The organism is Pseudomonas folii (assembly GCF_014357575.1).
Taxonomy (GTDB): domain Bacteria; phylum Pseudomonadota; class Gammaproteobacteria; order Pseudomonadales; family Pseudomonadaceae; genus Aquipseudomonas; species Aquipseudomonas folii.
In genome coordinates, this window is the sequence record NZ_JACONW010000033.1 from 24915 (window position 1) to 44346 (window position 19432).

At 54.2% G+C, this 19432-nt stretch carries 20 protein-coding genes, 1 tRNA gene and 3 pseudogenes; 16 read left to right on the forward strand and 8 right to left on the reverse strand.

All coding sequences use genetic code 11. The annotated features are described in order from the left end of the window. Positions 1-12 precede the first annotated feature (12 nt). The 13 genes and pseudogenes from H8S59_RS09535 to H8S59_RS09595 all read left to right on the forward strand — a co-directional run. Positions 13-2433: pseudogene (locus H8S59_RS09535) on the forward strand (hemagglutinin repeat-containing protein); the annotation flags it as partial. 11 nt (positions 2434-2444) lie between these two features. After that, the gene (locus H8S59_RS09540) at positions 2445-2849 is read left to right on the forward strand and encodes a hypothetical protein (protein ID WP_187521254.1); all 405 of its coding nucleotides are present in this window, start codon (positions 2445-2447) and stop codon (positions 2847-2849) included. Positions 2850-2915: 66 nt separating this feature from the next. Then, on the forward strand, positions 2916-3257 hold the full coding sequence (locus H8S59_RS09545) for a PDDEXK family nuclease (RefSeq protein ID WP_187521255.1): 342 nt from the start codon (positions 2916-2918) through the stop codon (positions 3255-3257). After that, positions 3257-3808, forward strand: a complete 552-nt coding sequence (locus H8S59_RS09550; RefSeq protein WP_187521256.1) for a DUF6990 domain-containing protein — start codon at positions 3257-3259, stop codon at positions 3806-3808. Before H8S59_RS09545 ends, H8S59_RS09550 begins: the two co-directional genes overlap by 1 nt. A gap of 543 nt (positions 3809-4351) precedes the next feature. Further along, positions 4352-4648 (forward strand): hypothetical protein, encoded by a 297-nt coding sequence (locus H8S59_RS09555; protein WP_187521257.1) that lies wholly within the window; start codon positions 4352-4354, stop codon positions 4646-4648. A 95-nt stretch (positions 4649-4743) separates the two neighbouring features. After that, positions 4744-5325, forward strand: a pseudogene (locus tag H8S59_RS09560) (hypothetical protein). A 260-nt stretch (positions 5326-5585) separates the two neighbouring features. Next, on the forward strand, positions 5586-6035 hold the full coding sequence (locus H8S59_RS09565) for an SMI1/KNR4 family protein (RefSeq protein ID WP_187521258.1): 450 nt from the start codon (positions 5586-5588) through the stop codon (positions 6033-6035). A 145-nt stretch (positions 6036-6180) separates the two neighbouring features. Further along, positions 6181-6450 (forward strand): hypothetical protein, encoded by a 270-nt coding sequence (locus H8S59_RS09570; RefSeq protein WP_187521259.1) that lies wholly within the window; start codon positions 6181-6183, stop codon positions 6448-6450. A 269-nt stretch (positions 6451-6719) separates the two neighbouring features. Continuing rightward, a complete protein-coding gene (locus H8S59_RS09575) occupies positions 6720-6995 on the forward strand; it encodes a hypothetical protein (RefSeq protein ID WP_187521260.1) in 276 nt (91 codons plus the stop codon). Positions 6996-6999: 4 nt separating this feature from the next. After that, complete coding sequence (locus H8S59_RS09580) at positions 7000-7842, forward strand: RDD family protein (protein ID WP_246475159.1); 843 nt, start codon at positions 7000-7002, stop codon at positions 7840-7842. Between the two features lie 88 nt (positions 7843-7930). After that, a complete protein-coding gene (locus H8S59_RS09585) occupies positions 7931-8782 on the forward strand; it encodes a CAP domain-containing protein (RefSeq protein WP_187521261.1) in 852 nt (283 codons plus the stop codon). Between the two features lie 384 nt (positions 8783-9166). Beyond that, positions 9167-10666, forward strand: a complete 1500-nt coding sequence (locus H8S59_RS09590) for a purine-cytosine permease family protein (protein ID WP_187521262.1) — start codon at positions 9167-9169, stop codon at positions 10664-10666. Further along, positions 10663-11400 (forward strand): MBL fold metallo-hydrolase, encoded by a 738-nt coding sequence (locus tag H8S59_RS09595; RefSeq protein ID WP_187521263.1) that lies wholly within the window; start codon positions 10663-10665, stop codon positions 11398-11400. Before H8S59_RS09590 ends, H8S59_RS09595 begins: the two co-directional genes overlap by 4 nt. 151 nt (positions 11401-11551) lie before the next feature. Here H8S59_RS09595 and H8S59_RS09600 read toward each other — a convergent pair whose 3' ends face one another. Continuing rightward, on the reverse strand, positions 11552-11848 hold the full coding sequence (locus H8S59_RS09600; protein ID WP_187521264.1) for a DUF6124 family protein: 297 nt from the start codon (positions 11846-11848) through the stop codon (positions 11552-11554). A gap of 425 nt (positions 11849-12273) precedes the next feature. Between H8S59_RS09600 and H8S59_RS09605 the strand changes: the two are divergent. Beyond that, positions 12274-12513, forward strand: a pseudogene (locus H8S59_RS09605) (type II toxin-antitoxin system RelB/DinJ family antitoxin). A 72-nt stretch (positions 12514-12585) separates the two neighbouring features. Here H8S59_RS09605 and H8S59_RS09610 read toward each other — a convergent pair. The 4 genes from H8S59_RS09610 to H8S59_RS09625 form a co-directional block, all read right to left on the reverse strand. Continuing rightward, the gene (locus H8S59_RS09610; protein WP_027901789.1) at positions 12586-12873 is read right to left on the reverse strand and encodes a YceK/YidQ family lipoprotein; all 288 of its coding nucleotides are present in this window, start codon (positions 12871-12873) and stop codon (positions 12586-12588) included. 154 nt (positions 12874-13027) lie between these two features. Beyond that, a complete protein-coding gene (locus H8S59_RS09615) occupies positions 13028-13450 on the reverse strand; it encodes a DUF1493 family protein (RefSeq protein ID WP_027901790.1) in 423 nt (140 codons plus the stop codon). 180 nt (positions 13451-13630) lie between these two features. Then, positions 13631-14062 (reverse strand): DUF2628 domain-containing protein, encoded by a 432-nt coding sequence (locus H8S59_RS09620; RefSeq protein WP_187521265.1) that lies wholly within the window; start codon positions 14060-14062, stop codon positions 13631-13633. Positions 14063-14641: 579 nt separating this feature from the next. Further along, positions 14642-14717, reverse strand: a tRNA-Thr gene (locus H8S59_RS09625). Positions 14718-14996: 279 nt separating this feature from the next. Between H8S59_RS09625 and H8S59_RS09630 the strand changes: the two genes are divergently transcribed. Beyond that, complete coding sequence (locus H8S59_RS09630; RefSeq protein ID WP_187521266.1) at positions 14997-16001, forward strand: J domain-containing protein; 1005 nt, start codon at positions 14997-14999, stop codon at positions 15999-16001. Positions 16002-16142: 141 nt separating this feature from the next. Here the strand turns inward: H8S59_RS09630 and H8S59_RS09635 are convergent, their stop codons facing one another. The 3 genes from H8S59_RS09635 to H8S59_RS09645 are packed head-to-tail and all read right to left on the reverse strand — an operon-like array spanning position 16143 to position 18289. Further along, positions 16143-16733, reverse strand: coding sequence for a YggT family protein (locus H8S59_RS09635; protein ID WP_095092818.1), 591 nt, complete (start codon positions 16731-16733; stop codon positions 16143-16145). Positions 16734-16761: 28 nt separating this feature from the next. Further along, positions 16762-17580: a pyrroline-5-carboxylate reductase gene (proC, locus tag H8S59_RS09640; RefSeq protein ID WP_187521267.1), complete on the reverse strand. Its 819-nt coding sequence runs from the start codon at positions 17578-17580 to the stop codon at positions 16762-16764. A 22-nt stretch (positions 17581-17602) separates the two neighbouring features. Beyond that, positions 17603-18289, reverse strand: a complete 687-nt coding sequence (locus H8S59_RS09645) for a YggS family pyridoxal phosphate-dependent enzyme (RefSeq protein ID WP_095092816.1) — start codon at positions 18287-18289, stop codon at positions 17603-17605. A 55-nt stretch (positions 18290-18344) separates the two neighbouring features. On the opposite strand from H8S59_RS09645, the gene H8S59_RS09650 reads away from it, so the two are divergent. After that, positions 18345-19379 carry a type IV pilus twitching motility protein PilT gene (locus H8S59_RS09650; RefSeq protein ID WP_095092815.1) on the forward strand — a complete coding sequence of 345 codons (1035 nt, stop codon included), beginning with the start codon at positions 18345-18347 and terminating at the stop codon, positions 19377-19379. Positions 19380-19432: the final 53 nt, after the last annotated feature.

A 19432-nucleotide genomic window follows, 5' to 3' on the forward strand; every position in this document is an offset into this window, starting at 1 on the left:
GTCGGTGGTGTGATTGCGGGGCGTTACGTCACCTTCGACGTCGCCAAAGGCAGCCAGGACAGCGAGGGCGAACAGACCCAAAGCAAAGGTGGGCTCAAAGGCGGCACCACTGGCGGCTTCAAGATTGGCATCGGCGGCAGCACCGGTATTGCGACACAGGAAGGCATGCAGGGCACGTCGCAGGCTTCGCAACTCAACGCTGGCCGTGACATCAATCTTGAGGCGCGTCGCGACCTCGCACTGATCGGAACTCAGGCCGCAGCAGTCAGAAACTTTTACCTCAAGGCCGCCAACGACCTCACGATCCGTGCCGCCCAGAATGAATCATCCAGCCAGGATGACCGTCACAGCGGCGGCGCTGAGGGTGGCATCGCTGTCGGCCCGAGCGGCATCGGCTTCTATGCCAGCGTAAACATTGGTCGAGGCGAACTGGATCGCGAGGGCAAACAGCAACAGGGTGCCTATCTCCTCGCGGGTAACCAGCTCGGGTTTGAAAGTGGCCGAGATACGACAATCGCTGGCGCTCAGCTAAGCGGAAAAGACGTGACTGGCAACGTGGGTCGCAACCTCAGCGTCTCGTCAGTTCCCGACACCGGGAAGGCCAGCGGCAAGCAGTTTGACGTCAGCGCCACTGTCGTTGTCGGCTACGGCGCGTCTGTCAGCGGCTCTGTCGGCTACGGCAAAACCGACGGCAAAACCAACTGGGTTGGTAATCAAACCTCGATCACTGCGCAAGACAAACTCGACATCAAAACAGGTGAGCATACCCAGCTCGACGGCGCACTGATTTCGTCCAACACCGGCAACCTGAAACTGGACACCGGCACATTGGGCTTCAGTGACATCGCCGGTCAGGACAAAGAGCGTTCCTACTACCTCAATATGGGCGGCAGCTACGGCCTCGAAGGAGGCCAGGCACAGCAAGACTCCAGCCAGGTGAGCAAAGGTAATTCAGGCGCGAATGGCTGGAGCGTAGAAGGCTACAACTACGAAAAAGACCGTCAGCAAATGGTCCGAGGCACGATTGGCGCAGGTGACATCATCGTCCGTCAGGACGCCGTTACTGGCAAAGACTCGACTGCTGGCCTGAATCGGGATGTGAGCAAGGCGTCCGAGATTACGCGGGACGAAGAGCATCGCACTGATTTGTATGTGACCAAGTCTTCTGTAGATGCGGCTAGCCACCCTGTGGATACAGTACAGGAGTGGACGAACCAGCTTCGGAACTATGACGAAACGGCTCAACAGAATTTTAAGGAAGCGGCGCGAGGTCTCACTCGAGTAGTTAATAAGGCTGAAAGCACCTTCGGCAGAAAAATGGACGCCGGTGCTGCCAATCTGATGGGCGAAAAGTTCGCCGAAAACACCATGGACTTGTTGCTTCAGGGTGGAATGAGCCGCAGTCAGGCCATGAAAACTTTGGCTGACCCTGCGTTTCAAAAATCTGTCGTGGCCGAAGTCGCCCGGATGGCCGAGATAGACTTGAAACCAGTCGATGATCTTGATTCCAAACTGCAAGCTATAAACCAGACCACCAACCCAGGCATTGTTGAGCTAGATCGCACGCTTGTAACCGAAAAAGATGAAGAGACACTAAACCTCGCACAGAACACGTTGCGATCGATGTCATCGATAAAGCAGTACATCAAGGATCATCCTGAGCAGGAAGAAGCGGTAAAAGTAATGGTGGCCCTCACGCAAGGCCCCAAAGGCCTGCTGCAACTGGCCATCTCCGAAGCAGTCGGTGCAACCCCGCAGGGCAAAGAGCTCGAAGAAACGATTGCAGCGTATACCGACGCGGTCGGCAAGCGTGTTGCAGACGCCATGGAGGGCAAGGAACTTTCCGATACTGATGACTTTGAACAGTACCTGATTGGGGGCGGTCAGTTCACCGCTTCAATCTTGACAGGAGTGATTCAAAAACGTAAATCTGCAGGTGAGCGTACGGTTGTTTCGGTTGATGCTCCGAAAAAAGGGCCTGAGGTTATCGGGCGTGGGGGTGCAAAAGAGGTAGCAGGTCCAGATGCGACGGGCGGGACGAAAGTTGGTCCAGGGACCGACCTAACCCCCGAAATAAAACAGCATTCAGATGGAAGCTATCGAACCCCTGACGGAAAATTTGCTAGCCCGACTGGTCTAGCTCCTCCGGGAACAGTCAAGGCAGATGAATTTGCTAAACATTTAGAATCAAATGGAATGGAAGTTGTAGGCACTGAGATGGTTGTTAAAGGGCCTCTCGGTGATCGTAGGTATGACATTGTAGTCCGTGACGCAAGCGGTAAGTTGCACGGCCTTGAGGTGAAAAGCGGAACTGCTAATAAGACCAGCTATCAAGAATTCACCGATTATTTTGTTAATGAGTTTGGGGCGCAAGGAAAGGGACGACTAAAAGGCGAAGTCATCGAAAGCGCTACAACAGTTTATGTGCCGTGAGGGTAATGAATATGAAGCTTGAAGCCGAAAATAGTCCCGTAATAATTGGCGTTAATCAGGCGCAGCTTGTAAGAGTGTTAAAAAAATTAAAAAGCTACGGCCCTAGCTCATTCGCATGCATAACTGATGGCGACGGTAATTATGTGCAAGTGGCTGGAGGCAGATTCACTTGCTTTATTGAAAGATATGACGCAAAAAGCAAAGCTCTGTTTAGAGGTTATCATTCAAATTCCAGCACGAACTTCGAAGATGGAAGCTTGCTATCGTTTGGTGCGGGGCGTGTTCAATTAAAGAAAGATGAGTGGTTTAATATTGAAGATGTGATCGAGGTTTTCTCCCGATTTAATCAGAGTCAGGCTTTGCCAGAAAACATTTACTGGCGCGAGATAAAGGTTTTGAATCAGAACGACAGCTAAGAAGCTGGTGCAAAAGGCACTGCAACAGCTCCGAAAGTCACCATAAAAGATCACTATGACCATCACTTGAACATGGTGGAAGACATAAAGGATCAACTTTCTTCTCAAGGGTTCAGAGTCAGCGAAAAGGAAATATCATTCGGCAGCTCCTGCGGAACTGGTCGTTGTAGGCCAGATATCGTGGCCGAAGCACCTGATGGAACCCTGAGAATTATTGAGGTTAAGACAGGGAACGCGGACTTGAGTATTCGTCAGTCAGAAATTTTCCCTCAAATAAAAGATGGGACTTCAATTCCAAGAGGGCAGGTTGCCGAAAGTTTCGGCCTGATACCAGGCGTACCTCTAAAGGACCAAGGTTATCCTAACGGTATCCCTATTGAGATAATGAATTTCCCAGGTGCTAAGTGATGGAAGAAAAAGATGTGGTTTCAACCTTGATGGAGCAGGGTTGGGTTTGCAGCAAGGATGAAGTCGGGGATTATTTTTGCGTGATAGATGTTGATGGGATTAAAGTTCAAATAATCCCATCTGTGAGGAAACGCTCGGACCATTTTCGGGCGTCACTTATGCCATCGGTTTCGACCAGAGAATTCTCGGAGACTGTTGCTTTTGTGCGGGGAGAGGGGAGTGGGTATTCGCCAATAATAGTAAGTAATGAGCCTCCGGAGAAGTTGCCTAAATTTTCCAGTGATGATGTTCTCAGGATGTCTGAGAGCGCCATATCTTGGGCACGCTCTCAAAACATTGAGTCCGGCCTGATGTTCTATAGAAATCTGCCGACTGACAGTAAAGGCGCGATGCCCCTTCGGCACTTGGCTGCATTGGCAATAGCAGGTGACGTTGAACGATTGGACGGTTACAAGAAAAGCTTTGAGGTGGGGGATAGGCTAGGTTTTGTACCTTACATTACTGATGCCATGATTGATCGAGCAGTCTTGAAAGCCAAAATTGCAAAATAGATTTTTCTTGAGCGCTACACACCTTTGACACCGGCCTTGGGCCGGTGTTGTATTCCGCTTTACTTCAAAAAGTCTCATCCTTAGTTCTTGGGGGCGATTTGTTGTTGGATGGTAGTATTGGATTTCTAGCATCGGCTCTTTAATAATTTGGCATTTATTTTTTTCGAAAAATAATACGATTTTTTAAGTTTCCGAAGTCTTGCGTTCTAAATAGAACCCGCACTCGTAATCTGCACCTATTTATGATAAATCAAATGGAGCAACATCTCCCTCATCCATTAGGTTTAAAACAGAATGAGAAATGTAGGTGTTCTTGCCGCGATGACAATCTCTGATAAGCTCTAATCCAAAGGCTGGTGTGCCCAAAGCCTTTGAAGCCGATCCTGGATTGGGGAATTTAGGGCGCGGCTTTGAGGTTTTGACGAGCGGTGGGCCAGTTGTTGAAATTAAAAAATCAATGTCTAAAGTTAATTTGGTTTTAATGCCAGACGGTAAGGGCGGTTACTTGATCCATACCGCGCATCCATTGTAGTGGAGGTGTATGTGAGTGTTTTTAACTGGAAAGAAAATCTCAATGATTTATTTGCGGCGACTGTAAATCAGCAATCTATTGAAGAGGCAGCGGAAATTATGGCTTCTGTTGGTGTAAGTGATGAAGAGTATCATCGAGCGTGCGTTTTTACGCTAGATGAGGCTATGCGAGCGATAAAGGCTGGTGATAATTATGTAATTGATTGCATAAATAAAAGTGGATACCAGGTTAGGGATGTCGGCAGTGCGTTGGTTCTGCTTAGTGATTTTAAGGAAGCGTATTTAAAAGAGTTTTCAAAGGAGGACTAAAATAAAAAACGGGTTCAGACCACGATTTTTTTTGTAATCGCCACACCCTTGGTTCAGTACATTTAAATGTTTTGGTATCTGATGGAGAGGCAGCAGTGAAAAAAGTGACACTCTTAATGTTGGCTGTGGCGTTGGCAGGATGCTAATCCAACGTCAGAAGCTCTGCACCAACGCTGCTCAAAGACGGCGTTCAACTGCAGCAAAGGGATGTGGTCGCGGATGCTGAGCACGCCAAGATCATCATGAGGTCCACCGGCTTCACTTATCCGGTTGTATTCTCGGTGCGCCGTGCAGCTGACCCTGATCAGCGTCCAGAGGTTCTGGGGCATGTGGTCGATTCCGGTCGTGGCAAGGTTTTTGGCTGGATTGCCAAGATGAGCGAGGTAGCAAACAGCGCCGCAGTCAAGCGCTTCCCTCAACTCGAAGTACAGGCAGATCCCGGTCAATCCATAGAAGTGATTGGTGAGTCCAGGGTCATTAAGGACGGCGGGATTTTTCCTGACAGTGTTACGTACGACTGCGGCCCCATGCGCTCGACGTTCAAACCTGAAAAGCAGAAAACCTATCTGGTTGAATTTGTGATCATTGGAAAGGGCTGCGAACAGCATGTTTATGACGTAACTCAGCCCAATACGCGTGTGCCCGTCAGCACTGAGAATGGCGCGGGCCCGGTCTAGCCATCATGAAGTCCCGGCAGTTTAGTCATGGCGTAACAACGTATGTTTTGGCCAACCCGTGGCGGCGCCCAGATCACCGGTCGTGATGTATTTAATGGTGGTCTGACCCCGATTCTCTAGGCTCTCGCTCACTACAAGACGTGTCATCGGAAGTTTTTAATGAGATTTCACTGGCTCTCGCTGAGGTCGGTGGTTCGGTTTTGGATCCATATAGCGGTATGCGTTAAAATCGGGGAGGGGGCAGGGACTTGGGAAGGAATATGAAAAATCTGGAAGAAGTACGACAGCTTATAGAAGAAATAACATCAGCTGAGCTTTTTGAGGGGGATTATGGTGACTGTGTTTCTAATGTTGATGCCCTACTGAGCGGTGTTGAAGAGTCGGATCGAAAAAGTGTGCCTGCTGACTATCTTGAATTTCTTGGGAGTTTCGGATTCGGGGAGCTAGACGCTGCTTTTTATGTCGATGATGGCCCGGAAAAATATTCAACTATATGTGGCAAGGAATATGTGGATTATGAAGGGATTTACGTGATTGGTGGGAATTCGAGCGATTTGCTTTACGCTTTTGACGCGAAGAATGATTGGCAAGTTGTAGAGGTTAGTTCTGAGTCGGATGAGATAGATGTAGTGGCATCAAATTTTTCTGATTTCATCCTGGAACAGCTTAAGTGCATAAAATCTTTGATTGAATGGCGCGCCTCTCACTGAGGAAAGCCCTTCAGACACTGGTCATTTAAGCCGCAGTTTGGCAAAGGCGGGGTCACGCTTGAATATTTCGGAAGGTAAACCAGTGTTCTGAAGGTGAATTTTAGAGAAGGCATCCTATACTGTATTACCCAAATGAGGTTGTGCTATGACTAATGACTTGCTCAATGAGTTTTTAGAGCTGGAGCTCAACGATTCTGTCCGAGAGGTACTTGCGGTCGCTGTGAAAGCATCTACAGAGGCAGGTGTACAGTTTGTTATAAGAGGTTTGGAATTCAACTGTTTCGATGTCGTATTGGACTTCGAGCGCGGAACTGCTACTTTAGGGCACGTCTTATCTTCAGGCGCGGATAGTGAGCAGGAAATGTCACTGCCGTTTTTCTTGGGGGCATGTGGTTTAACTAATGATTCAAAATGAAACAAAGGTGTCAGACCATGTTCTTTTCGAGAAAGCTTTCGAGAATGCTAAAAAATTGAATGACTCACAAGTGATTTTTGAGGTGCGTAATGGCGAATGCTGGGGAAACACTGGAGAGCTTACTGGCACGACGTGTTGCTGGATTTGACTCATTCAAAACGGAACGCATGCCGGTACTTCATGAGTTTTGTAAGAGTCTAGGGTTTGATCAGCCACACGAGGTACTGAATCGGCCTGAGAGGTTTCTATCATTGCTGGACCGTAGCTTTATGAACACTGTTGTCAGTGAAGAGAATAGGATTTGGCTGATCACTCGCATGGGGTACTACATTGGCGAGTACCTAGTGTGCCTCTACGACGGCCTCTGGTTGGTTGATAAAGATCCATCTTCACAATCATTTGCTAAGTATGTAGTCGGAGACTTTTCATTTGAAGGAGTGATTGACCGGGTTGTTGATCCATTCGAAATGGCTCAGTACTATGTGAATACACGTGCTCCGCGCTTCCTAAAGCAAGAGATCGAGAAGAAATTGGTACGGAAATAGAAACATGGGTAAGGCCCTCGTCCCTTGCAGCTATCTTCAATCTTTCGTACGCAACCTGATGAAGCTGCTTTTATTATTCATCGATTGGGTGTTCATATTCTTTGATTCGCAAAAGCGGATCGGCGACATGGCCGCGTCCACCATCGTCGTAAACCAGATACCGGTTGGTAATAACGCGCCATCCAAGGCAACGCCCCCAACCATGCGAATAGACACGAACAGCGAGGTATATCAGACCTTGCATGGTGTGCCACTCAGTGCTGATTACGCCGTGGATGCCACGGATCTTGATGCGGAGGACATCCCGAAAGAACGCATTGAGAAGGTCAACGCGCTATTGAACAGCGCCGATGAGAGTGTCCGTTACGAGGCTGCGAAACTGCTCGTCAATTGGGGTTTTCAACATGCGTTGCCGCATCTCGCGGTTTTTATCGATGAGCTGAAGGGGGGCTTCATTGATCACCAGCTTCATGGTTTTGATAACACTCAAAAACATAACCTCGCCGCGTTAACCCGGTATTGGGCGATTCAGTCTGACGAGGGGAATGGGGAGCAAGCCAGGAAGGATATCTATCCTCTGGTTTCAAAAATCATTGCGCTGTCCAACACTCAGCCTTTTCAAATAGCCGGTATGTTCTGGCTGGTCAAAGAACGTGGAATGACGGAGTACCTGTCTGCGTTGAGAACTCATCTGGTGAGCATCATTGATCATCCCGAGGACTATCACTGGAAGATTCGTGATGTGGTTACGCTTCTGCATGCAGTGGACGCGGAGTTTTTGAATGATTTTTTAAGGCAGAAGAATATTGCTCTTGAGCAGTATCTGATCGAAGAGCCAGATCGGTGAGTACGGCTGAGCACCGCCCCTCACGAACTTGTTCCCAATTCCCCAGTCAGATCAGCGCCCGATTTCGATCATCAGAGCAGCCCGTCCCATGCGCCTGATTTCTCGCTTCACCTCGCTCTGCTTCATCGCCTTGCTCCCACTGCTCGCCAGCCACGCTCATGCAGGCGAGACGCAGCAACTGGTCTCGATTATCAACGACTATCGCGCGCAGCCTTCACGTTGCGAGGGGCGGGCGGTGCGTGGGTTATCGCCGCTGGAGTTGAGGCAGGATCTGGCACTGCCCATTGGTTTTGCGGGCGACATGCGCAATACCTTGAAGGCCTCCGGTTATCGGGCCGTGGCCGTGCGCAGCATTCGGTTGGTCGGCGCTCAGGATGCCAAAGGCGCGTTTGCCATGCTGCAGAGTCGTTACTGTGGCGCTTTGCTGGATAACCAATACGCCGACATCGGCATCACTCAATCAGGTCGGGAGTGGCGACTGGTATTGGCCAAGCCGTTGCTCGACGGTCATCTGGGTGATCAGCAATCGGCGGGCAGAACGCTATTAGCTCAGGTCAACGCAGCACGGGCCAAGCCGCGGATGTGTGGCAGCCAACCCTACGCCGCTGCGCGGCCTCTTACATGGAATGCCACGTTGGAAAACGCCGCGCTAAGGCACAGCCAGTCTATGGCCAGCGGCGGTTACTTCTCCCATCAAGACCCCAATGGCGATGTTGCCAAAGACCGCGCCCGAGCAGCAGGCTACGACGGGCGTCAGGTGGGTGAAAACATCGCCAGCGGTCAAGGGGCGGCCGAAAAGGCCATGCAAGGCTGGCTCGCCAGCCCCGGCCACTGCGCCAACCTGATGAACCCGATGTTCACCGAGGTCGGCGCGGCGTATGCCACAAACCCGAACAGCCAGGCCGGGGTGTATTGGACCATGATGTTTGGGGCGCCTTAACGCTTCAAGCCCGTAGGACCGGCTTTAGCCTGGAAGAGGCCGTAGCATGCGCTGAAGATCAATCGCCAGGAATGCCGCTTTCTCGACCAACCCCAGCCTTGGAAAGACAAATGACAGACTCCCTCCATTACTTCAGCAAATCCTGAACTAAATATTTGCACCCACCGATTTAACTCCGCCTCGCCTTTGAACACTCTCTACTCGTCCTGCCCCTGGTTCGTCCGGGCAGAGCGCGGCCACGCCTGTATCCCAATAAGAAGGCTGGCAATGTTCCAGTAGATTTTGCACTGCCCACACACCCTGCGATCCCGGCAGGAAAAACAAATGAAGCGGCCCGAGCAGGCGTTTCGATAAAAACCGTGACAGGCATTGAGAGGCGGCAACATGAGCGAATCCCACCCAACCCGGATCGAGAGTTTCGGCGTCGAACAGATTCCTGACAGCGAACGCACGGCGACGCCTTTTGACCTGTTCCGCATGATCTTCGGCGGCAGCAATACGTTCTCTACGGCGGTACTGGGCAGCTTTCCCGTGCTGTTTGGTTTGTCCTTTGAAGCCAGCGTCTACGCCATCGTGCTCGGCGTATTGCTGGGTGCGATGATCCTTGCGCCCATGGGCCTGTTCGGGCCACTCAATGGCACCAACAACGCTGTGTCGTCCGGCGCGCATTTTGGCGTACACGGGCGCATCGTCGGCTCATTCCTTTCCTTGCTGACCGCCATCGCTTTCTTCTCGCTGTCAGTGTGGAGCTCAGGCGACGCACTGATCGGCGGCGCCAAGCGCCTGTTCGATTTGCCCGAAAACAACCTCAGCCTGGGCATCGCTTATGGTCTGTTCGCACTGCTTGTACTTGTCGTCTGCATCTATGGCATTCGCCAACTGTTAGCGGTGAACAAAGTCGCGGTAACCGCTTCCAGCCTGTTGTTCCTGCTGGGCATCTTCGCTTTCGCTGGGCCATTCGATAGCAGTTACGCGGGCAGCGTCAGCCATGGGCAACCGGGCTTCTGGGCCGCGTTTATCGGCGCGGCGCTGGTGGCGATGAGCAACCCGGTGTCGTTCGGTGCCTTCCTCGGTGACTGGGCGCGCTACATCCCCCGTGAAACACCCAAACTGCGCATCATGGCCGCCGTGATGTTCGCGCAGATCGCGACCTTCATTCCGTTCTTCTTTGGCCTCGTCACCGCCACCATCGTCGCTGTGCAAGCGCCGGACTACATCGCCCAGAACAACTATGTCGGCGGCCTGCTGGCGATTTCGCCGGGCTGGTTCTTCCTGCCGGTTTGCCTGATCGCCATCATCGGTGGGCTGTCCACCGGTGGTACTTCGCTGTATGGCACCGGCCTCGACATGTCGAGCCTCGCACCACGCCTGCTCAGCCGCGCACAAGCCACCGTGCTGATTGGCGTGCTGTCGATCATCTTTATTTTTGTCGGACGCTTTAGCTTCAACCTGGTGCAGAGCATGTCCACCTTCGCGGTGTTGATCATCACGTGTACCAGTCCGTGGATCATCATCATGATCATCGGTCTGATAAAACGCCGTGGCTGGTACGACCCTGCGGACCTGCAAGTCTTCACCCGTGGGGAGCGCGGTGGCCGCTACTGGTTTCATCACGGCTGGAACTGGCGCGGCCTCGGCGCCTGGATCCCCAGCGCACTCATCGGCCTCGCCTTCGTTAATCTGCCGGGGCAGTTCGTTGGCACTTTTGGTGAGCTGGCGGGCGGCATCGACATCAGCCTGCCGATCACCCTCGGCCTCGCCGCCGTGCTCTACCTCGGCCTGCTACAGTTGTTCCCCGAGCCGGCGGCCGTTTACGGGCCGCACCGCACCACTTCGCCAAGCGCCGAGCGCGCAATACCGGGCAACCTGAGCGTAGAACCGTGAAAATCGTCACCCGCGACCAGTGGTTTGAAGTACAGAAGCGCGCCGATGGCATCAGCCTGATCCACGAGCCGTGGGTGCGCCCGTATTACCGCTGCAACCTTTGGCACATACAGGGCCGTGACCGTGATGTGCTGGTCGACACCGGCTCTGGCGTGGTCAGCCTGCGCGAGCAACTGCCCTGGCTCACCGACCGGCCGCTGCTCGCCGTCGCCAGCCACACCCACTTCGACCACATCGCCGGGCACCACGAGTTCGCCGAGCGCCTGGTACACCCAGCCGAAGCCGACATCCTCGCCGATCCCACGCGAGCGTCGACCCTGGCCGATGCCTATGTGGGCGACGACATGTTCGAAGCCCACCCCGACTGCCCGCTGTGCTACGCCGAATACCAGGTCAAAGCCGCACCCGCCACACGCCTCATCGACGAAGGCGACGTGCTCGACCTGGGCGACCGCGTACTCGAAGTCCTCCACACCCCCGGCCACTCGCCCGGCGGCATCAGCCTGTGGGAAGCCAAAACCCAAACCCTGTTCAGCGGCGACATCATCTACGACGGCCCCCTGATCGAAGACGCCTACCACTCGGACCTGAATGACTACGCCGCCAGCCTGGAGCGGTTGCGCAAACTGCCCGTGCGGACGGTTCACGGTGGGCACTTTGCGAGTTTTTCGGGGGAGGTGTTGCGGGGGATGATTGATGGGTGGTTTTTGGGGCATGGGTTAAGCAAACGCTGAAATCCAACGGCGAACACCCTCCCGGTAGGAGCGAACTTGTTCGCGAAGCGATGGATCTGACACGCTGTGTTGACGCTGAAAAACGCTCAAGCCTCGCCCCTGTTGGAGCGAGGCTTGCCCGCGAAGTGACTAACTGCACAGATCATTTGTGTTACTTCGTTCGGTGCTTCTCCTCCAACCCCGCCACCGAAGCCTCAACCAACGCTCTGGCCGCCTCGATCTGATGCACGACCGATCTCGCCAGCGGACGAAACTCCAGCGTGCTGTTATCTGCCGTTTCATAAGCCGTAGCGGCGGCGCAGCTTAGGTATTCCGATGCTAGAACCAGCGCGTCTTCGATCTTGATGTCTGGCTTTACAGTGAACAGGCTGAGGTTGCCCAGGTTGCTGTTACTGACGAGATTTTGCTTGATGGGCGTAGCAGGGGGATGTGGCGTGGATCTGATCATGGTGACTCCTTGACGTAGGTTGACCACCACCATCCGCGACTAAACGAAGGGTGGTAGCTGTGCAGCGGGTTAGTCGACCGGGACGTCAAGCAACCGGCGCACCCGAAGGCGCCCCGTGCACAGCCACCATAAAACACCAAGCCGTCGTCCAGGACTTCGGCAATGGTTATGACAGATGCTTCGCTTGTTCATCGGGCGACTAAACCCAATCGTTGAAATCAACGACAGGCAGGAAGGTAGTCGCCACGTCAGGCATCCACAAGCGGATGCAGAGCATATCCTGAATTTTCAGAAGGGTCCTACAGAGCGCGGGTTTTGGGGCTGAAGGTTGTTTCTGATTGTTGAGGGTGAATCATTTCCAGGCTTGCTCAAATAAGGTTTTGCTTCAATGTAATGGTCAGGTAATTACAGGGAGAGGCATATCCATGGGTTTCATCAATTTCCCTATCAACGACGACCTGAAAGCGCGTGCTAATCGCGAGCTTGAAAAACTCGGCGTCACTCCATCCGAGCTGGAGCGCCAAGCTCTGTAGCGCGTGACTGAGCGAGGTCAACTTCCCTTCAAACCCGTGCTGATGACTGAGGGCGATGAAGCCTTGCTCGCAACGGTACGCGAACGGCTTGCCGCTCTACAGCGGGTAAAGGTTTCACTGGATGATCTATAGTCTGAGAAAAATGGGGTCAGACCACGATTTTCGGTACTTAATTGAAAATGTGGTCTGACCCCTATTCCTCGTTCAGCCCAAAACGTTGAGCCCCTCGCTAATCGGGCATTCGCTGTCATCCCCGCCCAGGTTTTCGGGCAGGAATGAGGTGAGGTCATAAGGCAGCAGTACCGTGTCGAGCACTAGTGAGAACGGCACGTCTACTAGTAGCGGCCAAGTCGACGGGCCGGAGTGCGTGCCCCAAGCCCACCCTTGTCGCGTTCCCCCATAAACGCAACGTTCACCGTCGATGTGGTACATCAGGCTCCAGCAACCAGATAGCGATACGGTCGCTACCAACAGCAGAAATCGTTTGATCATGCAGTCCTTGCCATCACGTATGGTTTGCGATGCTGACATCCTACCCGCTGGGGCGAACGTTCAACCAGCTTCCGAGCCAGCCCCGCAGGGCATTACGAAAAATGGGTCTGACCCCTATTCCTCCGCTATTCCTCCGTGGATCGTATAGGTAGGATCAACGGCTTTTTATCTTGTAGCCATCAATCGGAATATCTTCTGTACGCTCATATAGTGGAACATCGCTGAATTTGGCTTGTTCAAATGCTTGTGCATCCCAGCGTCCCGCTTTTAAAGCTAAATACAACATTCCCACTCTTAGCGGTATGTTTCCGCGTCTGTCTTTGGCGCGCCGGAAGGAAAAAAAGTTGCAACCTTCTTCCAAAAAGTACCGATAAGGATCGTAATTGTTAAGGTCGATAGAGAACCTTTCGAAGAACTCGACCATCAGATCACTTGCATCGTCGCCATCTACGCCCAGATCCCTCGCGACATCGGTCGCCAAGCTGAAGCTTTCAAATGCCTTTCTTCCAAAGCCTGCGGTATCGTGGATGCAGACGACAATGCTATCCATTATTTTGTAATCAAGGGATTCGTTCATGGCTAGGAAACCTGATCTCCGATGCTCATAATGGAGTTATAAGTTACAACTGTCTTGCGGAAAAATGGGGTCAGACCACGGTTTTCGGTACTTAATTGAAAATGTGCTCTGATCCCTATTCCTTTTGATCGAGGAGCGGCGAGCCTACACGCTCGCCAGAGGCACTGGCACCCCTGAACGTTAGAGGAGACGTATGCCTTTGAACGGGTTCCAGCCTTGCTCGCCTTTCACTTCTTTGAGGTAGTACGCGTAGTTTACGGTCAGGCCATACATCAGGGCGTAGGGCGCAGCCAGCCCTCCGCCGAGCGCATAAGGCACATCGGTTTCCAAAAGAGTACATACCAGAAGAATCAACGCGTTGGTCGCGAGCATGATTCCAATCAGTGCAAGGCCCTTTTTCCACAGTCCCAGCACGAAGAAATAAATCGGACCAAAGAAACACGCAATTATATTGATGTTGATCCGCATTTTCTTTCTAACGCCAGGAAGTGATTTGAGAGCAGCATTGAACCGTGGATCTTTCGGCGCACCGTATGTCTCAAAGAAATTGAAGCGTTCCTGCCACTTGGCGCTGTACTTGGAGGTGCTTTGGGGGTGATCTGCTGTGCTCACGGTGCTACTCCTTATGTTCCGTGGAATGACTTATTCCTTCCGGAAAGTCCTGGGCTTCTGGCGCTTTGAAGAGATGACGGGGGATTGTATGGAGTTTCCAGGTGGCGTAGTACCACTCAACCGCATCGGTGTGCCAATCGTTGCAATTCCTGGCATGAATTGGCGCTCCTGTTCCTGCACTGACTGTTGTTGGCCGGTTCGTCCTTCGGGTTCAAGTGATTGGGCGGGGTACTTGGGTTGGCTATCGCGAGCAAGCTCGGCTCCTACAAGAGAGAGTTATCGCTGGCGCTTGTCGTTGTATTGGATGACGCCTTCGCAGCCTTCGGCAGCTTTAATCAAGCAAGATATAAATCACTGAATAGATGCGGTTTTTTGTGTTAGTGGTGCTTGGTCTGGACGGCATTCCGACGATAAGAACACCGCAATTCCCTTTAAACCGCGTGGCTCTTATCGCGGGCAAGCACCGCTCCCACATTGATATCTGTTTGCTGCGCGACAGCACGGTGTCAGTGACACCGAAAAAAACACACGCGCACAAAAAAGGCCCACCTTTCGGTGAGCCTCTTTCGATGTAGCGTATGGTGCCGGCACCAGGAGTCGAACCCGGGACCTACTGATTACAAGTCAGTTGCTCTACCAACTGAGCTATACCGGCGTGATGGGCGCTGAGTATATAGAGTTTTTTTTGGCTGTAAACCTTAGCTCACTGATTTCGTTTAAAAATTTCTTGAGCGGTTGGCTCCGCGCTGTGATGGCGCGTCAGCGTTGAGGGAGTCAGCCGTTATCGGCGTTCTGGCGTGAAGCTGGAGGGCGGTTCGTCAGGTGGGGCGGGGTTTTGTTTTGGTTTGTGCGCTGGGCTTCAGCTTGGGCCGTGAGGCGGTTGCAGCGATGTAAAGATTGCTAATATGTCGCGTCGCAATGGATAGCAAGCTCAATGCCGAAAACACGCACGTATTACGACGACCTCAATGTCGCTCGGGATGCCTCGCCAGAGGATATCAAGCACGCCTTCCGCAAGCTGGCGCAGCAGCTGCATCCTGATCGTAATCATGCAGCCAACGCGTCTGGTTTGATGGCGGTGGTCAACGCTGCTCATGATGTGTTGGCCGATCCCGAGAAGCGTGCTGCGTATGACGCCAGTCTGGTTCGGGATGCGCAGGTGGCTCGTCAGGCGGCTACTCAGCGTCGTCAGGCCGGGCCGCACGCTGCGCCGCAAAACGCTGCAAGAGCTCAGGCTCGCCCTTCTGTAAAACCTCAAGGCAAGTCAGCTAAACCAGCAAAGCCTGCGCGGCGTGGCAGTCGTTTGCGTTGGGTGGCGGTGTTTGTGGTGGCTTGTGGTGCGGGTGCCTGGATGGGGTATGACCGGGACGCGGGCAAGGCGTTTATCCCGCCGTCACCGCCGGTGGTGGACGATATGGCGATCCTGGCTGAAGCGCAGGCCAAGGCGGAGGCTGTTGCTGAAGCGGCCAGGGTTGCTGCAGCGGTGCCTGTTAACGCTCCCGTAAAGATCGTCGAGCCTGGGCAGCCGGACTGTGTGCCGCCGCTGGTTGATCCTATGGGTGCGCCTTGGCCGTCTGCGGCAGGCTACATCGCGGGTATGCCGATGACGCGCGACGGTGGCTGGTCTGAGATCACGGTGGATAACACCGCGGGCGAGCAGGCGGTGTACGCGAAGATTACCGATGCGACGGGCAAGCGGGATTTTCGGCACGCGTATATTCCGGCGCGCAGTCGCTTTACGTTTGGGCGTATGGACGTGGGGTATTACCAGCTCAAGTACAAGATGCTCGATACCGGGTGTGCTTATGCGTCGAGCCGGATTCGGCTGGAGGAGACGCTGGTGGGGGATCGGATCAAGTCGAGTGTTTACAAGCTGACGCTGCGCAAGCTGCAGAATCGGAATTCGCAGTTTTCGAATGTCAGGAGTGAGGAGTTTTAAGAGGAAGGGGGCGAATGCCGCGATGGTTCCGGAATCTGCTAATTGCCTGAGACCTTGTTGACCCTATCGCGGGCAAGCCTCGCTCCCACAGAGTAAATGCGATCTCTGTTGGAGCGAGGGGTGGCCCCACCCTCAGGCTGATTACATCAGCAAACGCAGTACGCTCGGCATTTGGGTCATGGTGGCCAGGTTGTTGATGACCAGCATGTCCAGCAGCTTGAGGATCATGAACGCCAGGATCGGCGAGATATCCAGGCCGCCGAGGTTTGGCAGGATCCTACGCAGCGGGGCCAGCAGCGGTTCGGTAATCTGGTTGACCAGCTGTGCGCCAGGGTTGTGGCTGGCAGGGGCCACCCACGACAGGATCACGCTGATGATCAGGGCATAGAAGAAGATATTCAGGAACAGACCGGTCACGCCGATGATTGCCCAGAGCAGCAGGTGCAGCGGATCGCCCGTCGTGCCGTAGGCCAGCAGCAGGGTCAGTGCCATCAGGATCATTTGCACAATGATCGCCAGAATCAGCGAAGACATGTCCAGGCCGAACAGGCTCGGAATGATCCGGCGCAGCGGTTTGAGCAGTGGCTGGGTGGCTTTGACCGCGAATTGGCTCAGCGGGTTGTAGAAGTCCGCGCGGACCAGTTGCAGCACGAAGCGCAACAGGATGATCAACAGATACATACTGCCGATGGTTTGCAGCACGTAGATTGCAGCGGTGTTCAGTCCGATCATCGGTCTGCTCCTCAATGGCCTAAAAAGATTACTTGCCCAGCTGTTCGGCCATTTCTGCCGAACGATGTGCGGCGGCAGTCAGCGCGGTGTCTACCAACGCTTCGAAGCCTCCAGCCTGGAATGATTTGATTGCGGCTTCCGTGGTGCCCGATGGCGAGGTCACGCGGCGGCGCAGCTCGGCAGCATCCACATCGCTGCCGGTGGCCATCAGCGCAGCGCCCAGCGCGGTTTGCATGGTCAGTTGCGCAGCGACGTCCTGTGGCAGGCCTAGCTTCACCCCTGCTGCGGTCATGGCTTCGATCAACAGAAAGAAATACGCCGGACCGCTGCCGGACACGGCGGTCACGGCGTCCAGTTGCTGCTCTTCTTCCAGCCACAGCGCGATACCGACAGCCGACAGCAATTGCTCGGCCTGGGCGCGTTGGGCGTCGTTGACTTGCTCGGTGGCGTATAAGCCGCTGACCCCCTGACGCAACAGCGCCGGGGTGTTGGGCATGCAGCGCACGATGGGTTGCTCGCCCAGCCAGTTTTGCATGCTGGCGCAGGTGATACCGGCGGCGATGGACACCACCAGTTGATTTGGCTTGAGGCTCGGACGCAATGCTTCGCAAACGGCTTTCATGGCTTGCGGTTTGACGGCGATCAGCACCACGTCTGCGCCATCTGCGGCTTCGGCATTGTCAGCGAATACCGTGATGCCGTGCTCGGCGGCGATCTTGCCCCGTGTTTCAGCACCGGGATCGCTGGCGCGGATCGAGTCGGCTTCCACGCCTTGGGCGCGCAGCCCGCCGATCAGGCTGGCGGCCATGTTGCCAGCGCCGATAAAGGCGATGCGTGTCTTGCTCATGTCGGATTCCTTGGGTCAGAGGTCATGGCTGGCCGTAGTCTCGGGCGCCAAAAAGGGCTGTGCCAATCCGCACCCAGGTGGCGCCTTGTGCGATGGCGGCCTCCAGGTCGTGGCTCATGCCCATGGAAAGGGTGTCCAGCGGCAGGTTCAGTTGCGCTTGCAGCGTACTGACAGCGGCAAATGCAGCGTTTTGCTCGGCGCTGTCGTCAGTGGGTTCCGGAATCGCCATCAAGCCACGCAGTTTCAAGCGAGGCAAGGCGCTGATCGCTTCAGCCAGTGCGGGCAGGTCGGCGGGTGTACAGCCGGACTTGCTGGCTTCGCCACTGACATTGACCTGAATGCAGATGTTCAGCGGTGGCAGGTCTTCAGGACGTTGCTCGGACAGGCGTTGCGCGATTTTCAGGCGATCCACTGAATGTACCCAGGCGAAGTTCTCGGCGATTGCGCGAGTCTTGTTCGACTGAATGGGGCCAATGAAGTGCCAGCACAAGGGCAGGTCGGCCAATTCGAGCTGTTTGCCCAGCGCTTCCTGCAAATAGTTTTCGCCAAAGTCCCGCAAACCTGCCGCATACGCTTCGCGCAGGGCCTCGGCCGGTTTGGTTTTACTCACTGCGAGCAGGCCGATGGACGCCGGGTCACGCTGCGCGGCTTGAGCGGCGGCGCTAATTCGCTCGCGGAGCGTTGAAATGTTCGCTGCTATCATGGACATTGATTTGCGCCAGCAGGGCTAAAGTCTGCGGCATTCTATGTGATTGAGGAGCTGTATGGATATTACCGAGCTGCTGGCATTCAGCGCCAAGCAAGGCGCATCGGACTTGCACCTCTCGGCTGGCCTGCCGCCGATGATTCGTGTGGACGGTGATGTGCGCCGGATCAACCTGCCAGCACTGGATGCCAGGGACGTGCAGGCGCTGATCTACGACATCATGAACGACAAGCAGCGTCAGGACTTTGAAGAGTATCTGGAGACGGATTTTTCTTTCGAGGTGCCAGGCATAGCGCGCTTCCGGGTCAACGTGTTCAACCAGAACCGTGGCGCGGGTGCTGTATTCCGGACGATTCCAGCGAAAATCCTGACCCTCGAAGAGCTGGGCATGGGAGAAGTGTTTCGCAAAATTACCGACGTGTCTCGCGGGCTGGTGCTGATCACCGGCCCCACCGGTTCGGGCAAGTCCACGACGCTGGCGGCGATGATCGATTACCTGAACGTCAATCGTCATCACCATATCCTGACCATCGAAGACCCCATTGAATTCGTTCACGAGTCCAAGAAGTGCCTGGTCAACCAGCGTGAAGTCCACCGCGACACATTGGGCTTTTCAGAAGCCCTGCGTTCGGCACTGCGGGAAGACCCTGATGTGATTCTGGTCGGGGAAATGCGTGACCTGGAAACCATCCGCCTGGCGCTGACCGCTGCGGAAACCGGTCACCTGGTGTTCGGCACCCTGCACACCACGTCTGCGGCGAAAACCATTGACCGGATCGTTGATGTCTTCCCGGCTCAGGAGAAATCCATGATCCGCTCGATGCTGTCCGAGTCGCTGCACGCGGTGGTGTCTCAGGCGTTGCTGAAGAAGGTCGGCGGCGGTCGAGTGGCTGCTCACGAAATCATGATGGGCACACCTGCGATTCGTAACCTGATCCGGGAAGACAAGGTCGCGCAGATGTATTCAGCGATCCAGACCGGTGGCTCGCTAGGCATGCAGACGCTGGATATGTGCCTCAAAGACCTGGTGGCCAAAGGTCTCATCACCCGCGATGCGGCGAAGGAAAAAGCCAAGGTGCCGGATAATTTCTAAGGCAGAACACAATCCTGGTAGGAGCGAACTTGTTCGCGAGGGGGCCAGAACTT